Raw genomic sequence first — 19,256 nt, forward strand, 5'->3', positions numbered from 1 at the left:
TAAATTATTCTCTGTCTTATTATTAAAAACGTTTACTCTCCAAATATGTTTGCAGAATAATAGTCGCGCTTATCTCATCCACCAGTGCTTTATTCTGCCGGTCCTTCTTTTTCAGCCCCGCCTCCAGCATGGTGCGATGCGCGAGAACGGACGTAAAACGCTCGTCCACATATTCTACAGGAAGCTCCGGAAAGCGTTTCTTCAATGAACGGACAAAGGGTTCGATGTTCTTCATATTTTCCGACGCTTCATTATTCATCTGTTTGGGCAATCCTATGATGATCCGCTCTACCGGTTCCTTTGCCACGTACTCACCGATAAAATTCAAAAGTTCGTGTGTAGGCACCGTGGTCAGTCCGTTTGCAATCAGTTGCAACGTATCGCTTACGGCTATTCCCGTACGCTTCCTTCCATAATCTATAGCTACTATTCTGCTCATGGGGTACAAAAATACAAAAAAGACGCTTCCCGCGAAAGGAAACGTCTTTTTTATTCTATTATTTCAAATCTGGATTATTCTTCCACGATAGCAACACGGCTCAACTTAGCGTCGTCGTAGAACATATTGCCTACACCACCCTTGTAATCAACCTTCAGTTGAGAAGCAGGTACACCAAATTCGTTTACCATCAAGTCACGTACAGCTTCAGCTCTCTTCTTGCTCAACTTCATGTTGTATTCAGCAGAACCGGTACCCTTGTCAGCATATCCTGTAACAGTAAATGTCTTTTCCGGATTAGCCTTGATACCCTTAGCCATAGCTTCGATGTTCATGTATTCTCTCTTGCTGATGTTGCTCTTGCCAATGTTGAATACAACTACCAGACGCGGAACGAAGCCGCCTTCTTTCTTCACGATAACTTCCGGCTTCTTGTTGCGTGCTTCAACCAGGTCACGTTTCAGAGATTCGTTTTCACTCTTCAGAGAGTTCATTCTGTTTCTCATGTCGTCCAACTGGCTTTCCGGTACCATCGGTACAGTAGGAACAGCGTTGAATCCGCGTTTCTTGAATTTGTAAGTTACACCCACAGTTACACCGGCCATACCTTCTTTAGAAGTTCCGCCGAATGCATCCTTCATCAAAAGGCCACGCAATTCAAGGTTGATATCCCAAGCGTCCGATACACGGAAACGGTTGATCAAACCAGCGTTGATACCCAAGTTTTGCTGATGAGGTTCTGACCAGGAAAGAGCCACACCCGCACCTACATAAGGAATGAATGAGTAAAGACGGTCTTCGTTGTAACCGCAGAACATGTTAGAAAGGTTGAAAAGAACATCACCGTGGAAATTAGCCATGTTCCATTTCTGCTTGTAGTAGCCATTAGAGTAAGTACCACCCTTTGTATACAAGGTACTAGCGCTGGGAGCAGCTCCCTTAGCTTGAAGACCATTGTATGCTACACGCAATCCGATACCCGGAGTAAACCATTTACCTACGGCAATATCAAGTGCCGGAGCAATACGTTTTCCGAAATCCGCTTTACCGTCGTTGTCGCCAAAGTACATTTGACCACCAACGCCACCACTAATGAACCAATTGGCCCCAAAACGATTAGTTTCTACAGTGTAGGCTTTACCTTCTGTTTTTCCTTTTTCCTGAGCAGACAGGCACACAGAAGCCCCTACCATTAAAATAAACAATAAACCCTTTTTCATCTCAATTTATTTTAGTAAATAATATAATGCAGTTTGTGTTACGCTATAACAACAACTCTACAGGCTCTAAATCTTAAAACTAAAGAGATATAAATCTCCACCCTTTTTCTATAAATTTAGTGCAAATATAGATATTTATTGTAATACACGCAAAAAAACTCGTAAAAAAACATTTCCCCATGATATTTATATGAGATGATAAAAGTGTTAGATAGGCTACAGCCGTCTTAGCCAACATTTTTGAAAGAAAAACAAAAGCAAAAAAAATAACCAATGATATCGATTATCACTGGTTATCCTTCCTTTTTCCGTTACATTATCAATATACCAGTTTTACATTATCCACCCATAATGAATTTCCGGGTGAGCCGATGTAAGCTCCGCCGTGGCTGGCTGTAAACTGAATATACAGGTGAGTCGGTTCGTCATTTTCATCTCCCCATCCTACTTCATGGATAGGCACACTCTCACCTTTACTGTTGACTGTATAGTTCTCCGTCACCTGCAGACGCATCATATGAGGTTTATATTCGGGACGGCTGGTGATGTCTCCATACATAATTTCATACGTGGCATTATTCTTCCAGTCAGTAGAGTGATAGTAATAAGTCACCAACGTTCCGATGCGCTTGGCATAAACATTTCCGTCGGCATCTTCCCAGCGTTTCTGCAAAAATAAAATAGCAGCCGGATAATCCTTGCCCGCTACATCTGTAATTTTACTGAAACCGGTAGCACGGATACGGTTTTCCCTGCCGGACATCTTCACTTTATAGTCAAACTGGAGAGCGACCGGTTTCTTTGTAAACGGAATCCCGGTCTGCAGCATTTTCTGCGGGTTCTTGGTGCCCTTGATCGGTTCGTGCACAGATCCCGTAAAGATAGAGCCGGCGGCCAATACGGTAATATTGACAAGTCCCAATACCTTCACACTTTCCATACGTGTATCCAGACGCGCGCAGTAACCATCTCCCCGCTTTTCCGGGAAAACCGACGTATTCGTTTTGGTAATACCCGCTACTTTCGCCATCACGTTTGATGTCGCCCACGGCGAGCCACCCATATTCTTATACACCTGATCTCCCTTGACCACACTCGTCGGACCTATCGCATATACATTCTTCGTATTTCCCCCGATAATCCCCGACTCTTTTATCTGGCGGTCCACCCACTGGTCCATATCCCCGAAGGGGACCATTTCCACTTTAGGCTGCGCCATCAAAGGCAAGGAAGAAAAAAATGCAACGAAGCCTGTCAGAAACAGGCGATGAACCATTTTCTTAATCATCAATACTTATCCTTTCTTTTATAAATTATAATCCCATTGTTTCAAAGCAAAATCCCAGTTTTCTTCTACCAATCGAATTGTCCGGTCGTCATATTTATATTTATTCTTCTTGTATCCCTTCTTGCCGCCGACATATTTCGCGATATCTCCTTGTGCTTCGGCGAAGCCGGGGATAGAAAGTGACTGATAAATATTCTCCGTCATTCCCATCGCGTCCGCTTCGAAGTCTTCAAACTTCACTTCGATCAGGTTGCCTTCGGGAATGTATTTCTTATCCGATTCATACTTATGATACAGCTTTGCATAGATAGAAAGGATATTCTCCTCCAATTGTTCATTGCTGATATCTTCCAGTTTCAGGGGCTGGATGGTATTTGTAAAGAAACTGCGTGTAGATTCAAATACCGTATACGGGTTACGCATCAGGTAGATAAACTTGGCGTTCGGGAACATTTTCACCAGTTCTTTCACCCTGCCCGTATGAGGAGGGTTCTTGCTGAGAAATTGCGTACCCTTGGTGTTCCACAAGGAAATCTTGATCAATTTCGTGAATACCTCTTCAAATACTTTCAGTTCCTCGTCGCTGATATCATCAAACAGCAGATACTTGTCCGCATATTCCTGTTGATATTTAGGCAGGAACCAGAAGTTATAATAGGTATAAGGCATCATGTTCGACAAGGCAAACTCTTCCTCCTGAGGAAGATCCACAGCCAGTTCCATATTATCAGTCGGACGTTTGTCCGGCATCAGCCAGCTCATATTCTTCTTGAAGAAAGGCTGTCCCCACATCATCAGATGCGGGAATACGGTCTGGTAAGTCGTATTATAGCCAAAATGCTTATCGCAAGAAAATACGTTATGTACAAAAGTCGTTCCACTCCGCCAATGTCCCAGAATGAATACCGGATCATGTTCGAGCGGTTGATTTGCCAGCAACTTTTCGTAACGTCTATCCTGCAATGCGGCCAGCGGAGAAAGCAGGCGGCACACCGCTTTAGTCAACCGATATTTCCCTTTATAAGCAGCATCAATATCACGACCGGCAGTGATCGCCTTAAACGTTTTCCAGTCGGCACCTACCAACGTATTAATCGGAAGTTTATTAAATTCTAGTAATCCCATCGTTCTACATTTTATTTAATCACTTTTATGGAGAGTCCCTGGCGTTCCAGTTCCTTCACGGCTTTTTCTATGGCAGCGTGATGTTCCGGGGCGATGTCCAGTTTCGACAGATCCAGTACGGGGATATCGTCTGTGGCGGCCATATCTTTCATTTCTACCCGGTCGATAATCATACCTACGGCAGAAGTATTGTTCGTAATCGGATCGATCAGAATAAACGAACCGCAAGATTTATTTTTCTGATAAGGATCAAAGAAAAGCTCCTTGGCAGTAGTCAGCACAACGCGGGCGATCTGATTGAGTTGCAATGGCAAATTGTCCTTTGTCAGTTGTCCATTGTCAATGGAAAGATGCTCCATCGTGTTGACATCCACTTTGTATTTGATCGCGTCGATACGGGTACGGCTTAAGTTGGTCGTCTGCTTGATAAAGAAGGATTTATTGATATCCATCGGTTCTTCATCCATCCATACCATCATTGCTTCAAAGTTACGGTCGATCACCGGCAGGTTATCCGGGTGCACCAGCATTTCACCGCGGGAGACGTCGATCTCGTCCTCCAGTGTCAGCGTAACCGACTGCGGCGGGAAAGCATACTCCAGTTCGCCGTCATACGTCACGATGCTCTTCACTTTGGAAGTCTTTCCGGAAGGCAGTGCCATGACTGTATCTCCTTTGCGTACGATACCCGATGCTACTTTACCACAGAAGCCGCGGAAATCAAGATTCGGGCGCAGCACATACTGTACGGGAAAACGGAAATCCGTGAAGTTATGGTCATTATCGATCTGTACTGTTTCGAGGAAGTCCAGCAAAGAGATTCCTTTATACCACGGCGTACGTTCGGACTTGTCTACTACGTTATCTCCGTCCAGTGCAGAAAGAGGAATACAGTTCACATCCGGAATACCCAATGGTTCTACAAACTTCTTGTATTCCGCTACGATTTCATTGAACCGTTCTTCAGAAAAGTCCACCAGGTCCATCTTATTGACAGCCAGCACCACATGTTTAATGCCCAGCAAAGATACCAGAAAAGTATGGCGACGTGTCTGAGTGATGACACCGGTGCGGGCATCTACCAGAATAATTGCCAGATTGGCCGTAGAGCCACCGGTAATCATATTACGTGTATACTGTTCGTGTCCCGGAGTATCCGCAATGATAAATTTACGGCCATTGGTAGAGAAGTAACGGTAAGCCACGTCAATCGTGATTCCCTGTTCACGCTCCGCTTTCAAGCCATCGAGCAACAAAGCATAGTCTATATGTTCGCCTGCATTCCCTACGCGCTTACTGTCACGTTCCAATGCATCCAGCTGATCTTCGTACAGTTTCTTACTGTCGAACAACAGACGTCCGATCAAAGTCGATTTTCCGTCATCTACCGAACCGGCGGTCAACAGTCTCAGCAAGTCCTTCTGTTCATCTTTGTCCAGAAAAGCCTTTATATCCAGCTTATTATCCATTTCCATTTTTAGTCTCTGATTTTTAATTGCTTAAAAGTACCCTTCACGTTTCTTCTGCTCCATACTTCCTTCCTGATCGAAGTCGATCACACGGGTAGTACGCTCGCTCTTGGTAGTTGTCATCATCTCTTCCACGATCTCTTCAATGGTAGCCGCACTGCTCTCTACCGCGCCTGTCAACGGCCAGCAGCCCAATGTACGGAAACGCACCATCTTCATCTCGATCTGGTCACGGTATTTTTCCGGCAGACGTTCATCATCCGCCATAATGATATTACCATCCAGATTGATCACAGGACGCTCTTTAGCATAATATAGCGGAACAATCGGGATATTCTCCAGGCGAATATATTGCCAGATATCCAGTTCCGTCCAGTTACTGATCGGGAACACACGGATACTTTCTCCCTTGTGCACACGGGCGTTGTAGATATCCCACAATTCAGGACGCTGATTTTTCGGGTCCCACTGGTGGAATTTATCACGGAAAGAGAAGATACGTTCCTTGGCACGCGATTTCTCTTCGTCACGACGAGCGCCGCCGAATGCAGCGTCAAATTTATATTTGTCCAGCGCATGCAGCAATGCCTGCGTCTTCATCAGGTCCGTATGTACCTTGCTTCCATGCGTGAAAGGTCCTACCCCTGCATGAAACGCTTCCATATTACTTTCCACAATCAGGTTCCAGCCATATTTTTTGGCATATTCGTCGCGGAACTGGATCATTTCCTTAAACTTCCACTTCGAATCGATATGCATCAACGGGAAGGGAACTTTTCCCGGATAAAACGCTTTTTCAGCCAAGCGCACCATCACCGAAGAATCTTTTCCGATGCTGTACAGCATCACCGGATTCTCAAATTCCGCCGCCACCTCGCGGATGATATGAATTGACTCGGCTTCGAGTTCTTTCAAATGGCTCAGTTTATATTCTTCCATCTTTTTTGAAATTTCTTCATTTATTTCTTTTCTATTTTCGGCAACACCATCTCCAACAGACGATTGACCGACTCTTCCAGACTCAGCTTCGAAGTATCCAATGACAACGCCGGATGTTCGGGCACTTCAAACGGTGCAGAAATTCCGGTGAAATTCTGAATTTCCCCTCTGCGTGCCTTGGCATACAGCCCTTTCACATCCCGCTTTTCGCATTCTTCCAGCGGAGTACTTACGAAAACTTCCAGAAAATCATCCTTTCCGATAATATTCGCCGCCATTTCACGGATATCATTATTAGGGCTGATAAATGCCGCAATCGTAATGATACCGCTGTCCAGAAACAGTTTGGAGACTTCGGCGATACGACGGATGTTCTCCACACGGTCGGTTTCGGAGAAGCCCAGATTGTTATTGATACCGCTGCGGATATTGTCGCCGTCCAGAATACGGCAAAGCAATCCGCGCTTATGGAGCTCGCGCTCCAATGCAATCGCAATCGTGCTTTTTCCCGATCCGCTCAGACCTGTAAACCAGATCATCACGCTGTGCTGTCCCAGAAGTTCTTCTTTGTCCTTCCGCGTCATCATGCGGTCAAAGATCGGATATATATGATTCTTTTCTTCCATTTATAAATTATGTTTATTTAAAAGTTCCAGATCAACGGGATCAGGATAACAGAGATTAAGAAAGTGATAATATTGAGCGGCAGACCGATACGGACAAAATCCGTAAACTTGTAGTTGCCGATACCCTGCACAATCAAATTCGTCTGATAACCGATCGGTGTGGAAAAGCTGGCAGAGGCAGCCATACAGATCACGACGAAGAAAGGAGTCGGACTTACGCCCAACTGTGCCGAGATAGACAGTGCCAAGGGGAATGCCAGAGCCGCTGCCGCATTGTTCGTGATCAGTTCCGTAAATAAATTCGTGATGACAAACAATATAGCAAGTAATACATGCGGTCCGTAATCGTCACTCAAACCGATGATAAATCCTGCCACACAATCGGCCACACCGGAGTTCACCATAGCCTTACTGATGGCAAACGCGCAGGCAATCGTAATCAGAATATCCCACGAAATATATTTGGTATATTTACGGGCGGGGAAAATATTGGTCCACGCCATGATAATAGTAGTAATGCAGACAAAGAAAAACATATCCAGCTTGATATCGGGAAACATCTCTTTGGTTGCCGGCAGTTCGCCCACCGTAGCACCGACAATCATCAATACCAGCAAGATCAGCGCCAGCCAGCGCTTCTTCTTTCCCGAAGTATCCGGATCATTGCCGTTGGTAAGCAGCACGAATACCGAAGATTCTCCCCAAGTCGGGATAAACGTATCATCCGCCATCACCACAAGCGTATCACCCTCACGGAGCACTACATCCTCCAGATGATCGACATAGCGCTGACCGTTACGTGTTTTGATCTCTTTCACTTCCGCACCATAGTGACGCTGGAAATTGAAATCACTCAGTTTCTTGTTGATACCGGGGAAACGGGCTCCCAATACAGCTTCTACACGATGCAGCTTCTCTCCTTCCTCCACTTCTTCATCGGGCACAGCCGTATCCGGACGTGCATCGGGCAAGAGCCGTTTGGAGAAAATGAAAAGATATATGATACCGGCAATGGCAATGAAGATGCCGACCTTTCCCAGTTCGAACATGGTGAAGCCTTCATAGCCGGCTTCCAGAATCATGCCGTGCACAACCAGATTGGTAGAAGTACCGATCAGCGTACAGATACCACCCAGAATGGTCACATAAGAAAGGGGAATCAGGAACTTGGTGGCCGGAAGCTTTACCGATTTCGCCCAATGCTTGATGATCGGGGCAAAGATGACTACAACCGGAGTATTATTCAGAAAAGCAGAAATGAATGCTACCGAAGGCAGAATACGCAACTGTGCCTTAAACACCGTCGTTTTTCCCTGCGGAAGCAGTTTTTTGATCACCTGCCCCAATGTACCCGACTGACGGATACCCTCACTTACCAGGAACAACAGGGCAACGGTAATCATCCCTTTATTACTGAAGCCTTCGAGCATTTCTTTCGGAGTCAGAATGCCGGCACACAGGAATAAAACCACTACCGAAAAGAGCACCATGCCCGGCCGCATCTTATCTGCGATCAGGGCAGCCATCATTCCTAATAAGGATAATAGTACAAATACAATTTCGAATGTCATATAAACATTAATTAGTGTTCTCTTTTTGCTTCAACAATAAACCACGGATTCAGCAGATCCTCTTTGTTGTATCGCAAAGGTTCCTCTTTTCCAGCCTGATACACTTCCATTCCCGCGGCACGGGCTATCGCATGTCCGGCAGCCGTATCCCACTCCATCGTCGGAGCAAAACGCGGATAGACATCCGCCTTTCCTTCGGCAACCAGGCAGATTTTAATAGAACTTCCGCTCGATATCAGTTCCACACTGCCGTGTTTCTTTTTTAAGTCTGCAATATATGTTTCTGTTTCAGGCGTCAGGTGCGAACGGGAAGCGACAGCAATAAAATGGTCGCGCGCATCCGCCAATGGCATCCGTTCCGATTTCCCAATCATCTGCTGCAGGGTCACTCCCCCGTCTTCCAGACCGACAATGCCGGAACACTTATAGGCACCTGTCCCTTCCACTGCAAAATAAAGTTCTTTTTTTACGGGCACGTAAATAACACCCATTACAGGTACAGCGTTCTGCACCAAAGCTATATTTACCGTAAATTCTCCGTTACGCTTGATGAACTCCTTCGTTCCGTCCAGCGGGTCTACAATCCATAAAGTATCCCAATCACGCCGCACCGCATAGTCCATATGCTTTCCTTCTTCACTAAGAACCGGAAAAGGAGTTTCATTCAAAATGGCAACAATCGCCTCATGGGCTTTTCTGTCTGCTATCGTTAAGGGAGAGTTATCCGCCTTCCTCTCTATTTCAAAATCCGACTTCGGATCTTCATAGATAGAAAGGATTTTTTCACCTGCTTTCAACGCTGCATCGATAGCAGCCATTACATATTTCTGTTCCATTCAATTTCATTATTAAAACCTCTTTTACACTAAGGCAATAAATCCTCCAAGGTAAGAGTTGACAAAAGTAAAAACTTTCTTTGCTATAAAAGTTTCCCACCTGCTATTTATAACTTCTTTTAGTAGAATGATAAAAATTTCTAAAAAACGAATTTACATTGTGCAACAAAAAAGCAGTAACTTCCCAGTTACCGCCTTCTTATTTCGGGAAAATAATTCATTCATCCCGATATATATTACCAAAAAGAAATCAATAAATGCGATACAGCAACCAAGCTCCCTGGAAGTCTGTGCGACTCGGGTATTTAGCCTTGAATGCATTACGTGCATCGATAGCAGCCGCTTTATCAGCGAATGAGCTTACAATCACACGGTACATTGCTTTTTCTGCATTGAACGCAATTGTAGCGTTGTAACCCTGACCGTCCAACCAGTCTTTCAAGCCTTCCGCATTTGCCTTCACGCCAAAGCTGCCCACTACTACGCTGTAATCTTTCAGTCCGTCCGTTCCGGAAACAACTGTAACCTTTTCCTGACGAACGCCGGTTGTATCTGTAGCCTTAGGTGTTGTCACAGGAGCTGCAACTACTGGAGTCACTTCTACCGGAGCTTCCACCTGCGGTTCTGCCAATTCTTGCTGTTTTGCTTTCTCGTAAGCTTTTTTATAGGCGCTCTCACTGGATTTACAAGATGCAAACGCAAGCACCATGCATACTCCCATTCCTAATACGACCAATTTTTTCATATCCAATACTCTGTATTTAATTAATAATTCAATAATCTTGTTCGTTCACATTTAGTTTTCGGGCAACAAAATAATAGAAATTTTATCATCCGGCAAAGAAATCCGGCGAAAAAACGTCTATTCTGCCTTCTTCTTATAAGAAATAGTGCCTGTTGCCTGATAAGTTGGCATCAAAAGCACCTCTGCAATCTGAATATGCGCGGGAGCCGAAGCTGCATAATACACCGTTTCGGCCACATCGTCTCCGGTCAGCGGACGTATCCCTTTGTAAAAATTGTCAGCCGCCTGCTTGTCGCCACGATAACGTACTACTGTAAAGTTTGTTTCTACCATGCCCGGTTTGATATTCGTCACCCGCAGCGGAGTATCCACCAAGTCTATCCGGAGTCCGTCCGAAAGTGCCTTCACGGCAGCTTTGGTAGCACAGTAAACACTGCCTCCGGGATAAGCGGCATCTCCGGCGATAGAACCTATATTAATAATGTGTCCGCGTCCGCGCTCCACCATGCCGGGAACAACCAGGCGCGTCATGGCCAGCAGACCTCTTATATTCGTATCGATCATGATATCCCATTCATCCAGACTGCCTTCGAACTCCTTGTCTACTCCGATCACCAGTCCGGCATTGTTCACCAATACATCGATCGATTTCCATTCTTCCGGCAATGCTTCCAATGCGGCAGCAGCCTGTTTCCGGTCGCGGACGTCAAAAGGCAGCACACAGACCTGTACTCCATATGCCTTTTCCAGCTCCTCCTTCAGTTCTTCCAGCTTCGAAACGGTGCGGGCATTCAAAATCAGGTTCCATCCTTCCTTCGCAAATTTGCGCGCGCATCCCTGCCCTATTCCGCTGCTTGCTCCGGTTATAAAAACAATCTTTGCTTTCATTATGTTCTGAATTACAATATTGAGTGACAAAAGTACGCCTTAAGTCCCATTTGTTAGTCCAAAAGTCTAGTTAAATAAGATTAAACCATAAAAGAAATCAAGAATGATAAAAAGAGAGTACTTTTTTCTTGCTTTTGCGAACAACCTTTTAAGAAAAATGTTATATTTGTTGTATCATAATCATTTTAAACAGTATAAATTATGAAAGGATTAAATGTATTAGCAGCTTTTTTGGGTGGTGCAGCCGTAGGCGCAGCCCTTGGTATTTTGTTTGCTCCTGAAAAGGGAGAAGATACCCGTCACAAGATCGCAGAAATTCTTCGTAAAAAAGGAATCAAGCTGAATCGCAACGAGATGGATAATCTCGTTGATGAAATTGCAGCTGAAATTAAAGGAGAAATAGGAGAATAAGTAAGTAAAGGACTAAAACAGAGCGACCATGTTTGCAGACGATAAGAGTATTGAGAACTTTCAACAGTTGTTTTTTGAGTTCAAAAAGTATCTGGAACTTCAGAAGGAATACACCAAATTAGAATTGACGGAGAAGTTAACCATACTTCTTTCTACGTTGATCATGATTGTAGTACTTATTATCCTCGGCATGGTGGCCCTGTTTTATCTGTTATTTGCTCTGGCCTATGTACTGGAGCCTTTAGTAGGCGGACTCATGGTAAGTTTCGCCATTATAGCCGGTATCAATGTCCTGATTATGGCTTTAGTCATTATTTTCCGCAAGCAGCTTATCATCTCTCCCATGGTAAACTTCCTCGCCAACTTATTTTTAAACGATTCAAAATAATTTAAGTTATGAGTGCGCAAACACCTGCCAAAATTACATTAGAAGAGATTACTCAACGCAAAAAGAAGCTCTTGAACGAGATTCATGCCCAGAAACGAGCCATGACAGCTACCACCCGTGAGATATTCGCTCCGCTTGCGCCCGCCACCAATAAGGCGGATTCGCTCATGCGTTCGTTCAATACCGGTATGGCTATCTTTGACGGAGTAGTGATGGGCATCAAGATCATGAAGAAAATACGCGCCTACTTCCGGAAGCTGAGATAACATTCAGGGTAAGACAATCCAATCAGCCTCTTACCCCGTCCCATTTCATTACCACCATCCACTCTGCCGGCTGACTGTTTCCATAAGGCCGGTGAGGAACTGTACCAATCACCAAGTCACAATGGGCTGTCAATACCGTTTTCAGTTCCTTCAACAATACATTCAACAGAATTTCCAGATGTATCTCATCCATGATACAGTTCATCACGCGCACATATTGATAGAGGTGTAAGTCTTTCCCTTGCCGCATGGCACACACATCCCTTCTGGAAACATGTATTTCCGTCTCCAGAAAAGAGATGGATACTGACGGATCGACATTCATTAAACTCACTACCATATTTCCCAAAAACTCATAAGGTCCATGATTGTTTTCTTTTGTCATGTTTGCTCTTTGTTTAAATATTTATAAAAAATAGATTTATATTTGGTTATTCAACCTGTTTCAACCTATGAAACCGCCTCCAAATCCGTATTCTTTACCTTTGCACCCGTTATCCCGATAGCGGGTGCAAAAGTAATTCTAAAACTTCAAAATCAAATGAAAGTACTCGAAGAAATTAAAGTTTCCGTTTACGAAAACGTGTATTCCAAAAAACCAAAAGTCATGTCTTTTCTCGAAGTCATCTTTATGTGTATCCATCCGGTTTATGCCTCCATCATTCAGGCGATCCGGCGGTATCATCAGGAGGGAGACCATGAAGCGGCACAAAAAATAAAAAGCCAGCTCCCCTGCTTCACCCCTGCCGGCACTTTCGACGGAGCGCATGCCATCCGAAATTTCCGGCTGCCCAGTCACATTATCGGGCTCGACTACGACCACGTTCCCAACCGGCTGGAGATCATCCGTCTTTGCGCTGCCGACCCTCATACCGTAGCTGCTCTGGAAAGCCCTACGGACGGCGTGAAAATCTTCGCCTATGTGGAAGGCATCGAAGGCCGTCACCGGGAAGGGCAGCTACTGGTCAGCCGTTACTACGACCAGCTGACCGGCCTTACCAGCGATCCCGCCTGTAAAGACGAAAGCCGCCTGTGTTATTTCACCTATTCACCGGACGGATACGTAGCCAGTCTTTATCAGTCATTCGTTCTGGAAGCGGCTGTGGAAACACAACCGTTCCAGCCGACAGCAGAAAACCTCCCCTCTCCTCCGCTACCGGCAAAAACAAGCGAAACTTCAGAGAACTTCTCGGAAGAGGAAGTCAGCTTGTTCCTTTCGTCCTACATTTTCTTAAATCCATTGACTGCCGGGCAACGACACACCAATCTGTTTAAACTCGCCTGCGAAGCTTGCCGGAGAAGGTATTCGCAAGAAAGCATATTACGCGGGATTACGGTTTATTTTGAGCACTCCGACTTTCCCGCTCAGGAAATCAGGAGCATCCTACAATCTGGTTACCAAAAAGTTACCTCTGCCCCACATGTCTCCGCCTCTCCGCTTTGCTCTTCTCTTCATAAGGACAAAATGACAAAAGTGACATATAGCCCATCCGAAAACATCTATGAAGCAGATGAAGCATATTGGCAAGGCGAAGAATTCAGAAAAGAAACGCCCTGTTTTCCCAAAAGCGTGTACAAATATCTGCCCGATCTGCTGAACGAATGTATCCTCGAAGAGGAAGGTGATCGTGAACAGGATCTTTCCTTTCTCTCCAACCTCACCGCATTGAGTTCCGTACTGCCCGGCACATTCGGCATCTATAATCACAAAAAGTATTCTCCCCATTTCTACAGTTTCGGCATTGCCCCCGCCGGGAGCAACAAGAGCATTGCGCAAACAGGACGTTATCTGCTGGAAGAGGTCCACGACTGGATACTTTCCAATAGCGAACTTCAGCAGAAAATTTATAACCATAAGTACACCCAATGGAAACTGGACTGTACTTATAAGAAAAAGGCACATGAAGAGTGTCCCGAAGAGCCGGAAAAACCGGCTTACAAAATGCTTTTTCTCCCTGCCACTACCAGCTACAGCCGTATGCAGATCCAAATGCGGGACAACGGTCCGCAAGGAAGCATCATATTCGATACCGAGGCGCAGACGCTGGCTACAGCCAATCATCTGGATTGCGGTAACTTTGACGATATGCTCCGCAAGACATTCGAGCATGAGAATATCGATTCCGCTTTCAAGATCAATGGCTTAACCCCCATTTATATCCGTTTTCCCATGCTTGCCATGTTCCTCACCGGCACCCCGAGTCAGATGGCTTCACTGATAGAGACTTCGGAAAAAGGACTTCCGAGCCGTATCATGCTCTACACTTTCCGCAGCATTCCGAAGTGGAAGCCCATGGGAGATGACAGTATCTCGCTCGAAGAGTCTTTCAAGCCGCTTGCCCATCGTGTTTTCGAACTTTATCATTTCTGTGAGAATCATCCTGTATTGTTTCACTTCAGCCGTTCTCAATGGGATTATCTGAATCATACGTTTTCCAAGCTGCTTGCCGAAGTGGTTCTGGAAGGTAACGATGACCTTCAGGCCGTAGTCAAGCGGTATGCCTGTCTTGTGATGCGCATCAGCATGATCCAGGCACGCATCCGCCAGTTCGAGGCGAATGATGGCGCACCGGATATCTATTGTAAGGATGTAGATTTCGAGCGCTCTCTCCAGATCGTTCTCTGCTGTTATGAACATAGCAGGCTATTATTGTCTTCCATGCCGTCTCCCCAGTTCCATCCGTTGAAAGATCCGAACAGTACACGAAAGTTCATCGGCGAGTTGCCGGAAACGTTCACTACCGAAGAAGCAATACAGATTGGCGTAAAATACGATTTCAGCCGCCGCAAGATCAGCAGACTGTTGAAATCGCTCATTGACGTCAAAATCAATAAGATATCTCATGGGAAGTATCAGAAGATCTCATAAAATAGTCCTATCTGTCCTTTTGGTCCTTTTGTCCTTTTGAAGACTCCCTGAAAACATTGGGAAGTTTGAAAAAAACTTCTCAATGATCGGATGCAAACATTGGGAAGATTCAATACAATCTTCCCAATGTTTTTTCCTTTTATCAGTGCGTCTGTGTGCGTCACTGCACATCACGAGCACTTGCTCATGTAGTATCTTTGCTAAGTAATCGGTTACAGGTATTAAGTATTAAGTAATAAGTATTAAAAATTATGGCACAGAATTATGTTGTTATGGCTCGCAAGAACCTGTTGAAACCTAGTGAAGCACCCAAGTATTATGCAGTGGCACGCAGCGGACGCAAAGTTACCGTTAAGGAAGTCTGCAAGCGTATTACGGAACGTTCCTCGTACTCCAAAGGAGAGCTGGAAGGCTGTATCGGTGAGTTTCTGCTCGAAATCGTCAATGTACTGGATGAAGGGAATATCGTTCAGATGGGCGATCTGGGGAATTTCCGCATGAGTCTCAAGACGGCAACGGCTACCGCAACGGAGAAGGAATTCAAAGCATCGTGTATCGAGAAAGGTAAAGTGCTTTTCTATCCGGGAAGTGATCTCCGCAAGTTGTGTAAAACGCTGGACTTCGCACTGTATAAGAGTGACGGCAAAACTGATTCGGGAGACGAACCGCTGCCGGACGATGGAAAAGGCGGAAATACAGATGGCTCAGGTGACGACGAAGAAGCACCGGACCCGACCGTTTAATTGATTAATCATTAAAATTTAAATCGTATGAAAAAACAAGTTTGGAAGAATATTCTTCAGTTCATTGTGACAATTGCAACGTCTATCATTTCTGCTCTCGGAGTAACGTCCTGTGCGGCTCATCTGTAATACATCCGTATGGAAAGTTCTAAAGATGAGTATCTCCCCAGAGAGATTAAGTTGTTGGTGATTCATTGCAGCGCTACGCGCTGCAATGTTCGCTTCAGTGTAGAACAGCTTCGCGAATGTCATTTGCAACGGGGCTTTCTTGATATCGGTTACCATTTTTATATTACCCGTGACGGAGTTCTTCACCATTGCCGTCCCATCTCTGAGATGGGTGCTCATGTGCGTGGATTCAACAGGCATAGTATCGGAATCTGCTATGAAGGCGGACTGAATGAAGATGGCAAACCGGCGGATACAAGAACTGCCGCGCAGCGTTTTGCCCTGATCGATCTGCTGACGATTCTCAGGCATCAGTATCCGGAGGCGCAGATAGCGGGACATTATCAGCTTAGTGCCTCGATTCATAAAGCATGTCCTTGCTTTGATCCGAGAAAGGAATATTCAGAGTTATAAAAAAACTGCGGGAGATAGCGAAAGTGCTGCCTCCCGTAGTCATTGTGATGAATAATAAAAGGATTTTGAGATTATAAATCTCCCGGCTTACCCAAATAGTAAGTAATCAACCTTACTTCCCGCACAGAAAAAGCTTTCGTTTTCGGATGAAAATCCGTAGAAAGTATCTCATCCATTAATGGCTGACATCTACGCATCCAACGACGAAGTTTATTTACTGAAGCGCGAACTGTTATATCAGGAAAATACATTTGGGCTAAGTCTTGTTTATTGTAGCATTTCACTACAAAATCTGGTTGATTCATTGTATCTTTATGCTTGGTTTATAAGCTATAAAGATACAAAATAAATCATCCTTTTTCAACGTTTTTTTCATATTTATTTCAAAATTACTAGTCTTTTCTTTCACTTTTGGTCTGACCATATCCATAGCCGTAACCATAGCGTTTGCCATAGCCGTAGTGCTTACCATACTTGCCGTAGCCGTAGTAATAACCGTATTTTCTCTTTTTCAAGTCCACACCGTTGATTACGGTACAAAGATTAGGAAGCTTCTTCTCAATAGACAACTCATTGATCAATGTATATTCGGCTTTATGAGTATAGTCGGCACGGCATACGTAGACGGACAAGTCAGCTACACGGCCTATCAATAAGGTATCGGTTACCATACCGATAGGGGCAGTATCCATTATTACATAGTCGAAGTGCTTCTTCAAGGTTTCTATGGCCTTGTCCAGTCCGTTACGAGCCAGCAGTTCGGTCGGATTAGGAGGAACAGTGCCACCCAAAAGGATATATAGGTTCTTATTGATATCCGAAGGCTGTACCAGTTCCATCAAATCCGTTTCAGGATTGGAAAGATATTGGGTAATACCTTTTTCCCTGTTCGAAAGCTGGAATACCTTATTAAGTCCCGGCTTACGAATATCAAGACCGACAATCACCACTTTCTTTCCCAAAAGAGAAAGACTGATAGCCAGGTTTGCCGAAACAAACGATTTTCCTTCTCCACTAACGGTCGAGGTCACAAGGATAACCTTCTGGTCATTATTGAGCATAAACTGAAGATTGGTTCGAACATTACGGAAAACCTCACTCATCAGATTGTTCTTATTCTCAAATACCGCAATAGAACCATTTTTATCATTCTTTTCGTCTGTCAATGGAATATCACCGACAACAGGGACAGTCGTTAGTTTCTCTACATCGGCACGACCTTCAATTTTAAATTTCGTCAGGTCAATCAGGTAGATGATGCCAACAGGGATTCCAATACCTAACATCAATGCAATCAAATAAATCATTTTGCCTTTAGGAGATACCGGAGTATCGTCAGCTATTGCTTCATCGATAATTTTTGCATTATTCGCTGTAGCAGCTAGTGCGATCGCATTCTCTTCGCGTTTCTGTAACAACATCAGATACAATCCTGCTTTAATCTCTTGCTGGCGGGCAATACTTACATAAGCCCGTTCCTGCCCCGGAGCATTACTGATACGACGAGAGTAGCGACTTGCTTCACGGTCAAGGTTGGATTTAGTGATCATCAACCCTTGCAAAGTTCCTTCAAGGGTAGCCTGTACATTGGCTTTCATAGCACGGATGCTCGTATCCAGATTCACAATAGCAGGATTATTCTCCGTTGATGTACGTAACAGGCGTTTACGTTCTACCAACATTTCATTATAGCGTTCAATCGCACCAATCAAAGCGGCATCCTGTAAACCCACATTACTCGGCAATACTTCGTATTCATTGCCTCTCAGATACTTGCGCAAGTCATTCACCAAACTGATTTGAGTACGGTTCTCCACACTTTTCTTTTCATATTCAGCATTACCAGCCAAGGCGATCTGAGCTTCACTCGACAAATCCGTTATACCAGCATCACGCTTGAAAGTTTCTAAATCTGCTTCTGTACTTCCCAATTCTTTTGAAATAATACTAATACGTTCATCAATAAACTCAGCTGTTTTCTGAGCAATTTCATTTTTATCATTATTCGTATTGCGGTTATACATTTCAAGCAACTGGTTGATAAAATCCTGCCCACGCTGCAAACTGGAATTTTTTAATGAAATCACAGCCACAGAAGTAGTTTTAGAAGTAGGTGCAATAGACAGACTGTTACAATATCCTTTTGCCACTCTCATCGGTTTGTTGATAGTCGCAGTTATATGACGTACATTCTTCTCCATCCGAGGAACTTTCGTCCCATCCTGCAAAGCTACCGAATCAACTTCCTGAAAGAAAGCCAACGTACCCTCATCAGTCGGGAAGATAGCAGGCAATTTTTCAAAGTGCTTCTGATATCCTTTCTCACCTACAGTCACGTTCACATCCATACTACCTTTAGGCTGTAAGGTCATTTCCACTACCATCGGAGAGCTTAGTTTCTCAGCCTCCTGAGGTGTCAAACTCACCTGCACCGGAGACGTCTTATACAAACCTTTAGCAGGAAATTCATCCTCATCTGCATAAGTTATATATAGGTTTAATTGATTAACCACCTCTTTAACGAGCGTTTTCGAACGCAAAACTTCCAACTCATTATCAATATTCTTGGAAGAAGTCATCATACCGCTTAAGCCCATATCCTCCAGCTCCGAAGAGAGTCCTGCGCCTCCACCCTTCTTCTCATCTTTTATCAAGACAGTAGCTGAAATATTATAGATAGGTGTAGCCCAATGCAGATAAAACCACGCACCAACAAAGCATAGTAACACTGCCCCTACAAACCAGGGCCAATGGATAATATATTTAAAAAGTAATGCCTGAAAATCAATCTGTTCTTCACTAGTAGCATGACTTTTCTCATATTGCTTTTCTTCTTTCATAACTCTTTCTT

The 19,256-nt window shown here is 44.5% G+C and carries 21 protein-coding genes; 7 read left to right on the top strand and 14 right to left on the bottom strand.

Annotated features, from left to right (window positions below):
- Nucleotides 1-22: 22 nt before the first annotated feature.
- The 11 genes from ruvX to K6V30_RS18665 form a co-directional block, all read right to left on the bottom strand.
- Nucleotides 23-439, bottom strand: a complete 417-nt coding sequence (gene ruvX / locus K6V30_RS18615; RefSeq protein ID WP_008760699.1) for a Holliday junction resolvase RuvX — start codon at nucleotides 437-439, stop codon at nucleotides 23-25.
- A 74-nt stretch (nucleotides 440-513) separates the two neighbouring features.
- Nucleotides 514-1,659: an OmpA family protein gene (locus K6V30_RS18620; protein ID WP_022302405.1), complete on the bottom strand. Its 1,146-nt coding sequence runs from the start codon at nucleotides 1,657-1,659 to the stop codon at nucleotides 514-516.
- 319 nt (nucleotides 1,660-1,978) lie between these two features.
- Nucleotides 1,979-2,947, bottom strand: coding sequence for a PCMD domain-containing protein (locus tag K6V30_RS18625; RefSeq protein WP_055271112.1), 969 nt, complete (start codon nucleotides 2,945-2,947; stop codon nucleotides 1,979-1,981).
- Between the two features lie 18 nt (nucleotides 2,948-2,965).
- Nucleotides 2,966-4,072, bottom strand: coding sequence for a sulfotransferase family protein (locus tag K6V30_RS18630; protein WP_010537698.1), 1,107 nt, complete (start codon nucleotides 4,070-4,072; stop codon nucleotides 2,966-2,968).
- An 11-nt stretch (nucleotides 4,073-4,083) separates the two neighbouring features.
- Complete coding sequence (gene cysN / locus K6V30_RS18635) at nucleotides 4,084-5,568, bottom strand: sulfate adenylyltransferase subunit CysN (protein WP_255323266.1); 1,485 nt, start codon at nucleotides 5,566-5,568, stop codon at nucleotides 4,084-4,086.
- 3 nt (nucleotides 5,569-5,571) lie between these two features.
- Nucleotides 5,572-6,492 (bottom strand): sulfate adenylyltransferase subunit CysD, encoded by a 921-nt coding sequence (gene cysD / locus K6V30_RS18640; RefSeq protein WP_255323267.1) that lies wholly within the window; start codon nucleotides 6,490-6,492, stop codon nucleotides 5,572-5,574.
- 8 nt (nucleotides 6,493-6,500) lie between these two features.
- On the bottom strand, nucleotides 6,501-7,106 hold the full coding sequence (cysC, locus tag K6V30_RS18645; RefSeq protein WP_010537695.1) for an adenylyl-sulfate kinase: 606 nt from the start codon (nucleotides 7,104-7,106) through the stop codon (nucleotides 6,501-6,503).
- A gap of 17 nt (nucleotides 7,107-7,123) precedes the next feature.
- The gene (locus K6V30_RS18650; RefSeq protein WP_010537694.1) at nucleotides 7,124-8,677 is read right to left on the bottom strand and encodes an SLC13 family permease; all 1,554 of its coding nucleotides are present in this window, start codon (nucleotides 8,675-8,677) and stop codon (nucleotides 7,124-7,126) included.
- 11 nt (nucleotides 8,678-8,688) lie between these two features.
- Nucleotides 8,689-9,513, bottom strand: a complete 825-nt coding sequence (gene cysQ / locus K6V30_RS18655) for a 3'(2'),5'-bisphosphate nucleotidase CysQ (RefSeq protein WP_055271110.1) — start codon at nucleotides 9,511-9,513, stop codon at nucleotides 8,689-8,691.
- Between the two features lie 250 nt (nucleotides 9,514-9,763).
- The gene (locus tag K6V30_RS18660) at nucleotides 9,764-10,258 is read right to left on the bottom strand and encodes an SPOR domain-containing protein (protein WP_010537692.1); all 495 of its coding nucleotides are present in this window, start codon (nucleotides 10,256-10,258) and stop codon (nucleotides 9,764-9,766) included.
- 117 nt (nucleotides 10,259-10,375) lie between these two features.
- Nucleotides 10,376-11,146 carry an SDR family NAD(P)-dependent oxidoreductase gene (locus K6V30_RS18665; RefSeq protein ID WP_010537691.1) on the bottom strand — a complete coding sequence of 257 codons (771 nt, stop codon included), beginning with the start codon at nucleotides 11,144-11,146 and terminating at the stop codon, nucleotides 10,376-10,378.
- A 201-nt stretch (nucleotides 11,147-11,347) separates the two neighbouring features.
- On the opposite strand from K6V30_RS18665, the gene K6V30_RS18670 reads away from it, so the two are divergent.
- Genes K6V30_RS18670 through K6V30_RS18680 form a run of 3 tightly spaced genes read left to right on the top strand, consistent with a single transcriptional unit; the run spans nucleotide 11,348 to nucleotide 12,211 of the window.
- The gene (locus K6V30_RS18670; protein WP_010537690.1) at nucleotides 11,348-11,557 is read left to right on the top strand and encodes a YtxH domain-containing protein; all 210 of its coding nucleotides are present in this window, start codon (nucleotides 11,348-11,350) and stop codon (nucleotides 11,555-11,557) included.
- 28 nt (nucleotides 11,558-11,585) lie between these two features.
- Nucleotides 11,586-11,945 carry a phage holin family protein gene (locus K6V30_RS18675; RefSeq protein ID WP_010537689.1) on the top strand — a complete coding sequence of 120 codons (360 nt, stop codon included), beginning with the start codon at nucleotides 11,586-11,588 and terminating at the stop codon, nucleotides 11,943-11,945.
- Nucleotides 11,946-11,953: 8 nt separating this feature from the next.
- Complete coding sequence (locus K6V30_RS18680) at nucleotides 11,954-12,211, top strand: hypothetical protein (RefSeq protein WP_010537688.1); 258 nt, start codon at nucleotides 11,954-11,956, stop codon at nucleotides 12,209-12,211.
- Nucleotides 12,212-12,233: 22 nt separating this feature from the next.
- Here the strand turns inward: K6V30_RS18680 and K6V30_RS18685 are convergent, their stop codons facing one another.
- Nucleotides 12,234-12,596 carry a hypothetical protein gene (locus K6V30_RS18685; RefSeq protein ID WP_010537687.1) on the bottom strand — a complete coding sequence of 121 codons (363 nt, stop codon included), beginning with the start codon at nucleotides 12,594-12,596 and terminating at the stop codon, nucleotides 12,234-12,236.
- A 156-nt stretch (nucleotides 12,597-12,752) separates the two neighbouring features.
- Between K6V30_RS18685 and K6V30_RS18690 the strand changes: the two genes are divergently transcribed.
- From K6V30_RS18690 to K6V30_RS18705, 4 genes are all read left to right on the top strand, one after another.
- On the top strand, nucleotides 12,753-15,080 hold the full coding sequence (locus tag K6V30_RS18690; RefSeq protein WP_055271108.1) for a DUF3987 domain-containing protein: 2,328 nt from the start codon (nucleotides 12,753-12,755) through the stop codon (nucleotides 15,078-15,080).
- Between the two features lie 251 nt (nucleotides 15,081-15,331).
- Nucleotides 15,332-15,823, top strand: coding sequence for an HU family DNA-binding protein (locus K6V30_RS18695; protein WP_010537685.1), 492 nt, complete (start codon nucleotides 15,332-15,334; stop codon nucleotides 15,821-15,823).
- A gap of 27 nt (nucleotides 15,824-15,850) precedes the next feature.
- Nucleotides 15,851-15,952 (top strand): smalltalk protein, encoded by a 102-nt coding sequence (locus K6V30_RS18700; RefSeq protein WP_022302409.1) that lies wholly within the window; start codon nucleotides 15,851-15,853, stop codon nucleotides 15,950-15,952.
- A gap of 9 nt (nucleotides 15,953-15,961) precedes the next feature.
- Entirely contained in the window at nucleotides 15,962-16,405 is a 444-nt protein-coding gene (locus K6V30_RS18705; protein WP_022302410.1) for an N-acetylmuramoyl-L-alanine amidase, read from the top strand.
- A gap of 71 nt (nucleotides 16,406-16,476) precedes the next feature.
- Here the strand turns inward: K6V30_RS18705 and K6V30_RS18710 are convergent, their stop codons facing one another.
- A complete protein-coding gene (locus K6V30_RS18710) occupies nucleotides 16,477-16,710 on the bottom strand; it encodes a DUF4248 domain-containing protein (RefSeq protein WP_008760682.1) in 234 nt (77 codons plus the stop codon).
- 87 nt (nucleotides 16,711-16,797) lie between these two features.
- Nucleotides 16,798-19,245 carry a GumC family protein gene (locus tag K6V30_RS18715; RefSeq protein WP_055271106.1) on the bottom strand — a complete coding sequence of 816 codons (2,448 nt, stop codon included), beginning with the start codon at nucleotides 19,243-19,245 and terminating at the stop codon, nucleotides 16,798-16,800.
- Nucleotides 19,246-19,256: the final 11 nt, after the last annotated feature.

The sequence above is a fragment of the Bacteroides faecis genome (genome assembly GCF_020091505.1).
GTDB lineage: Bacteria > Bacteroidota > Bacteroidia > Bacteroidales > Bacteroidaceae > Bacteroides > Bacteroides faecis.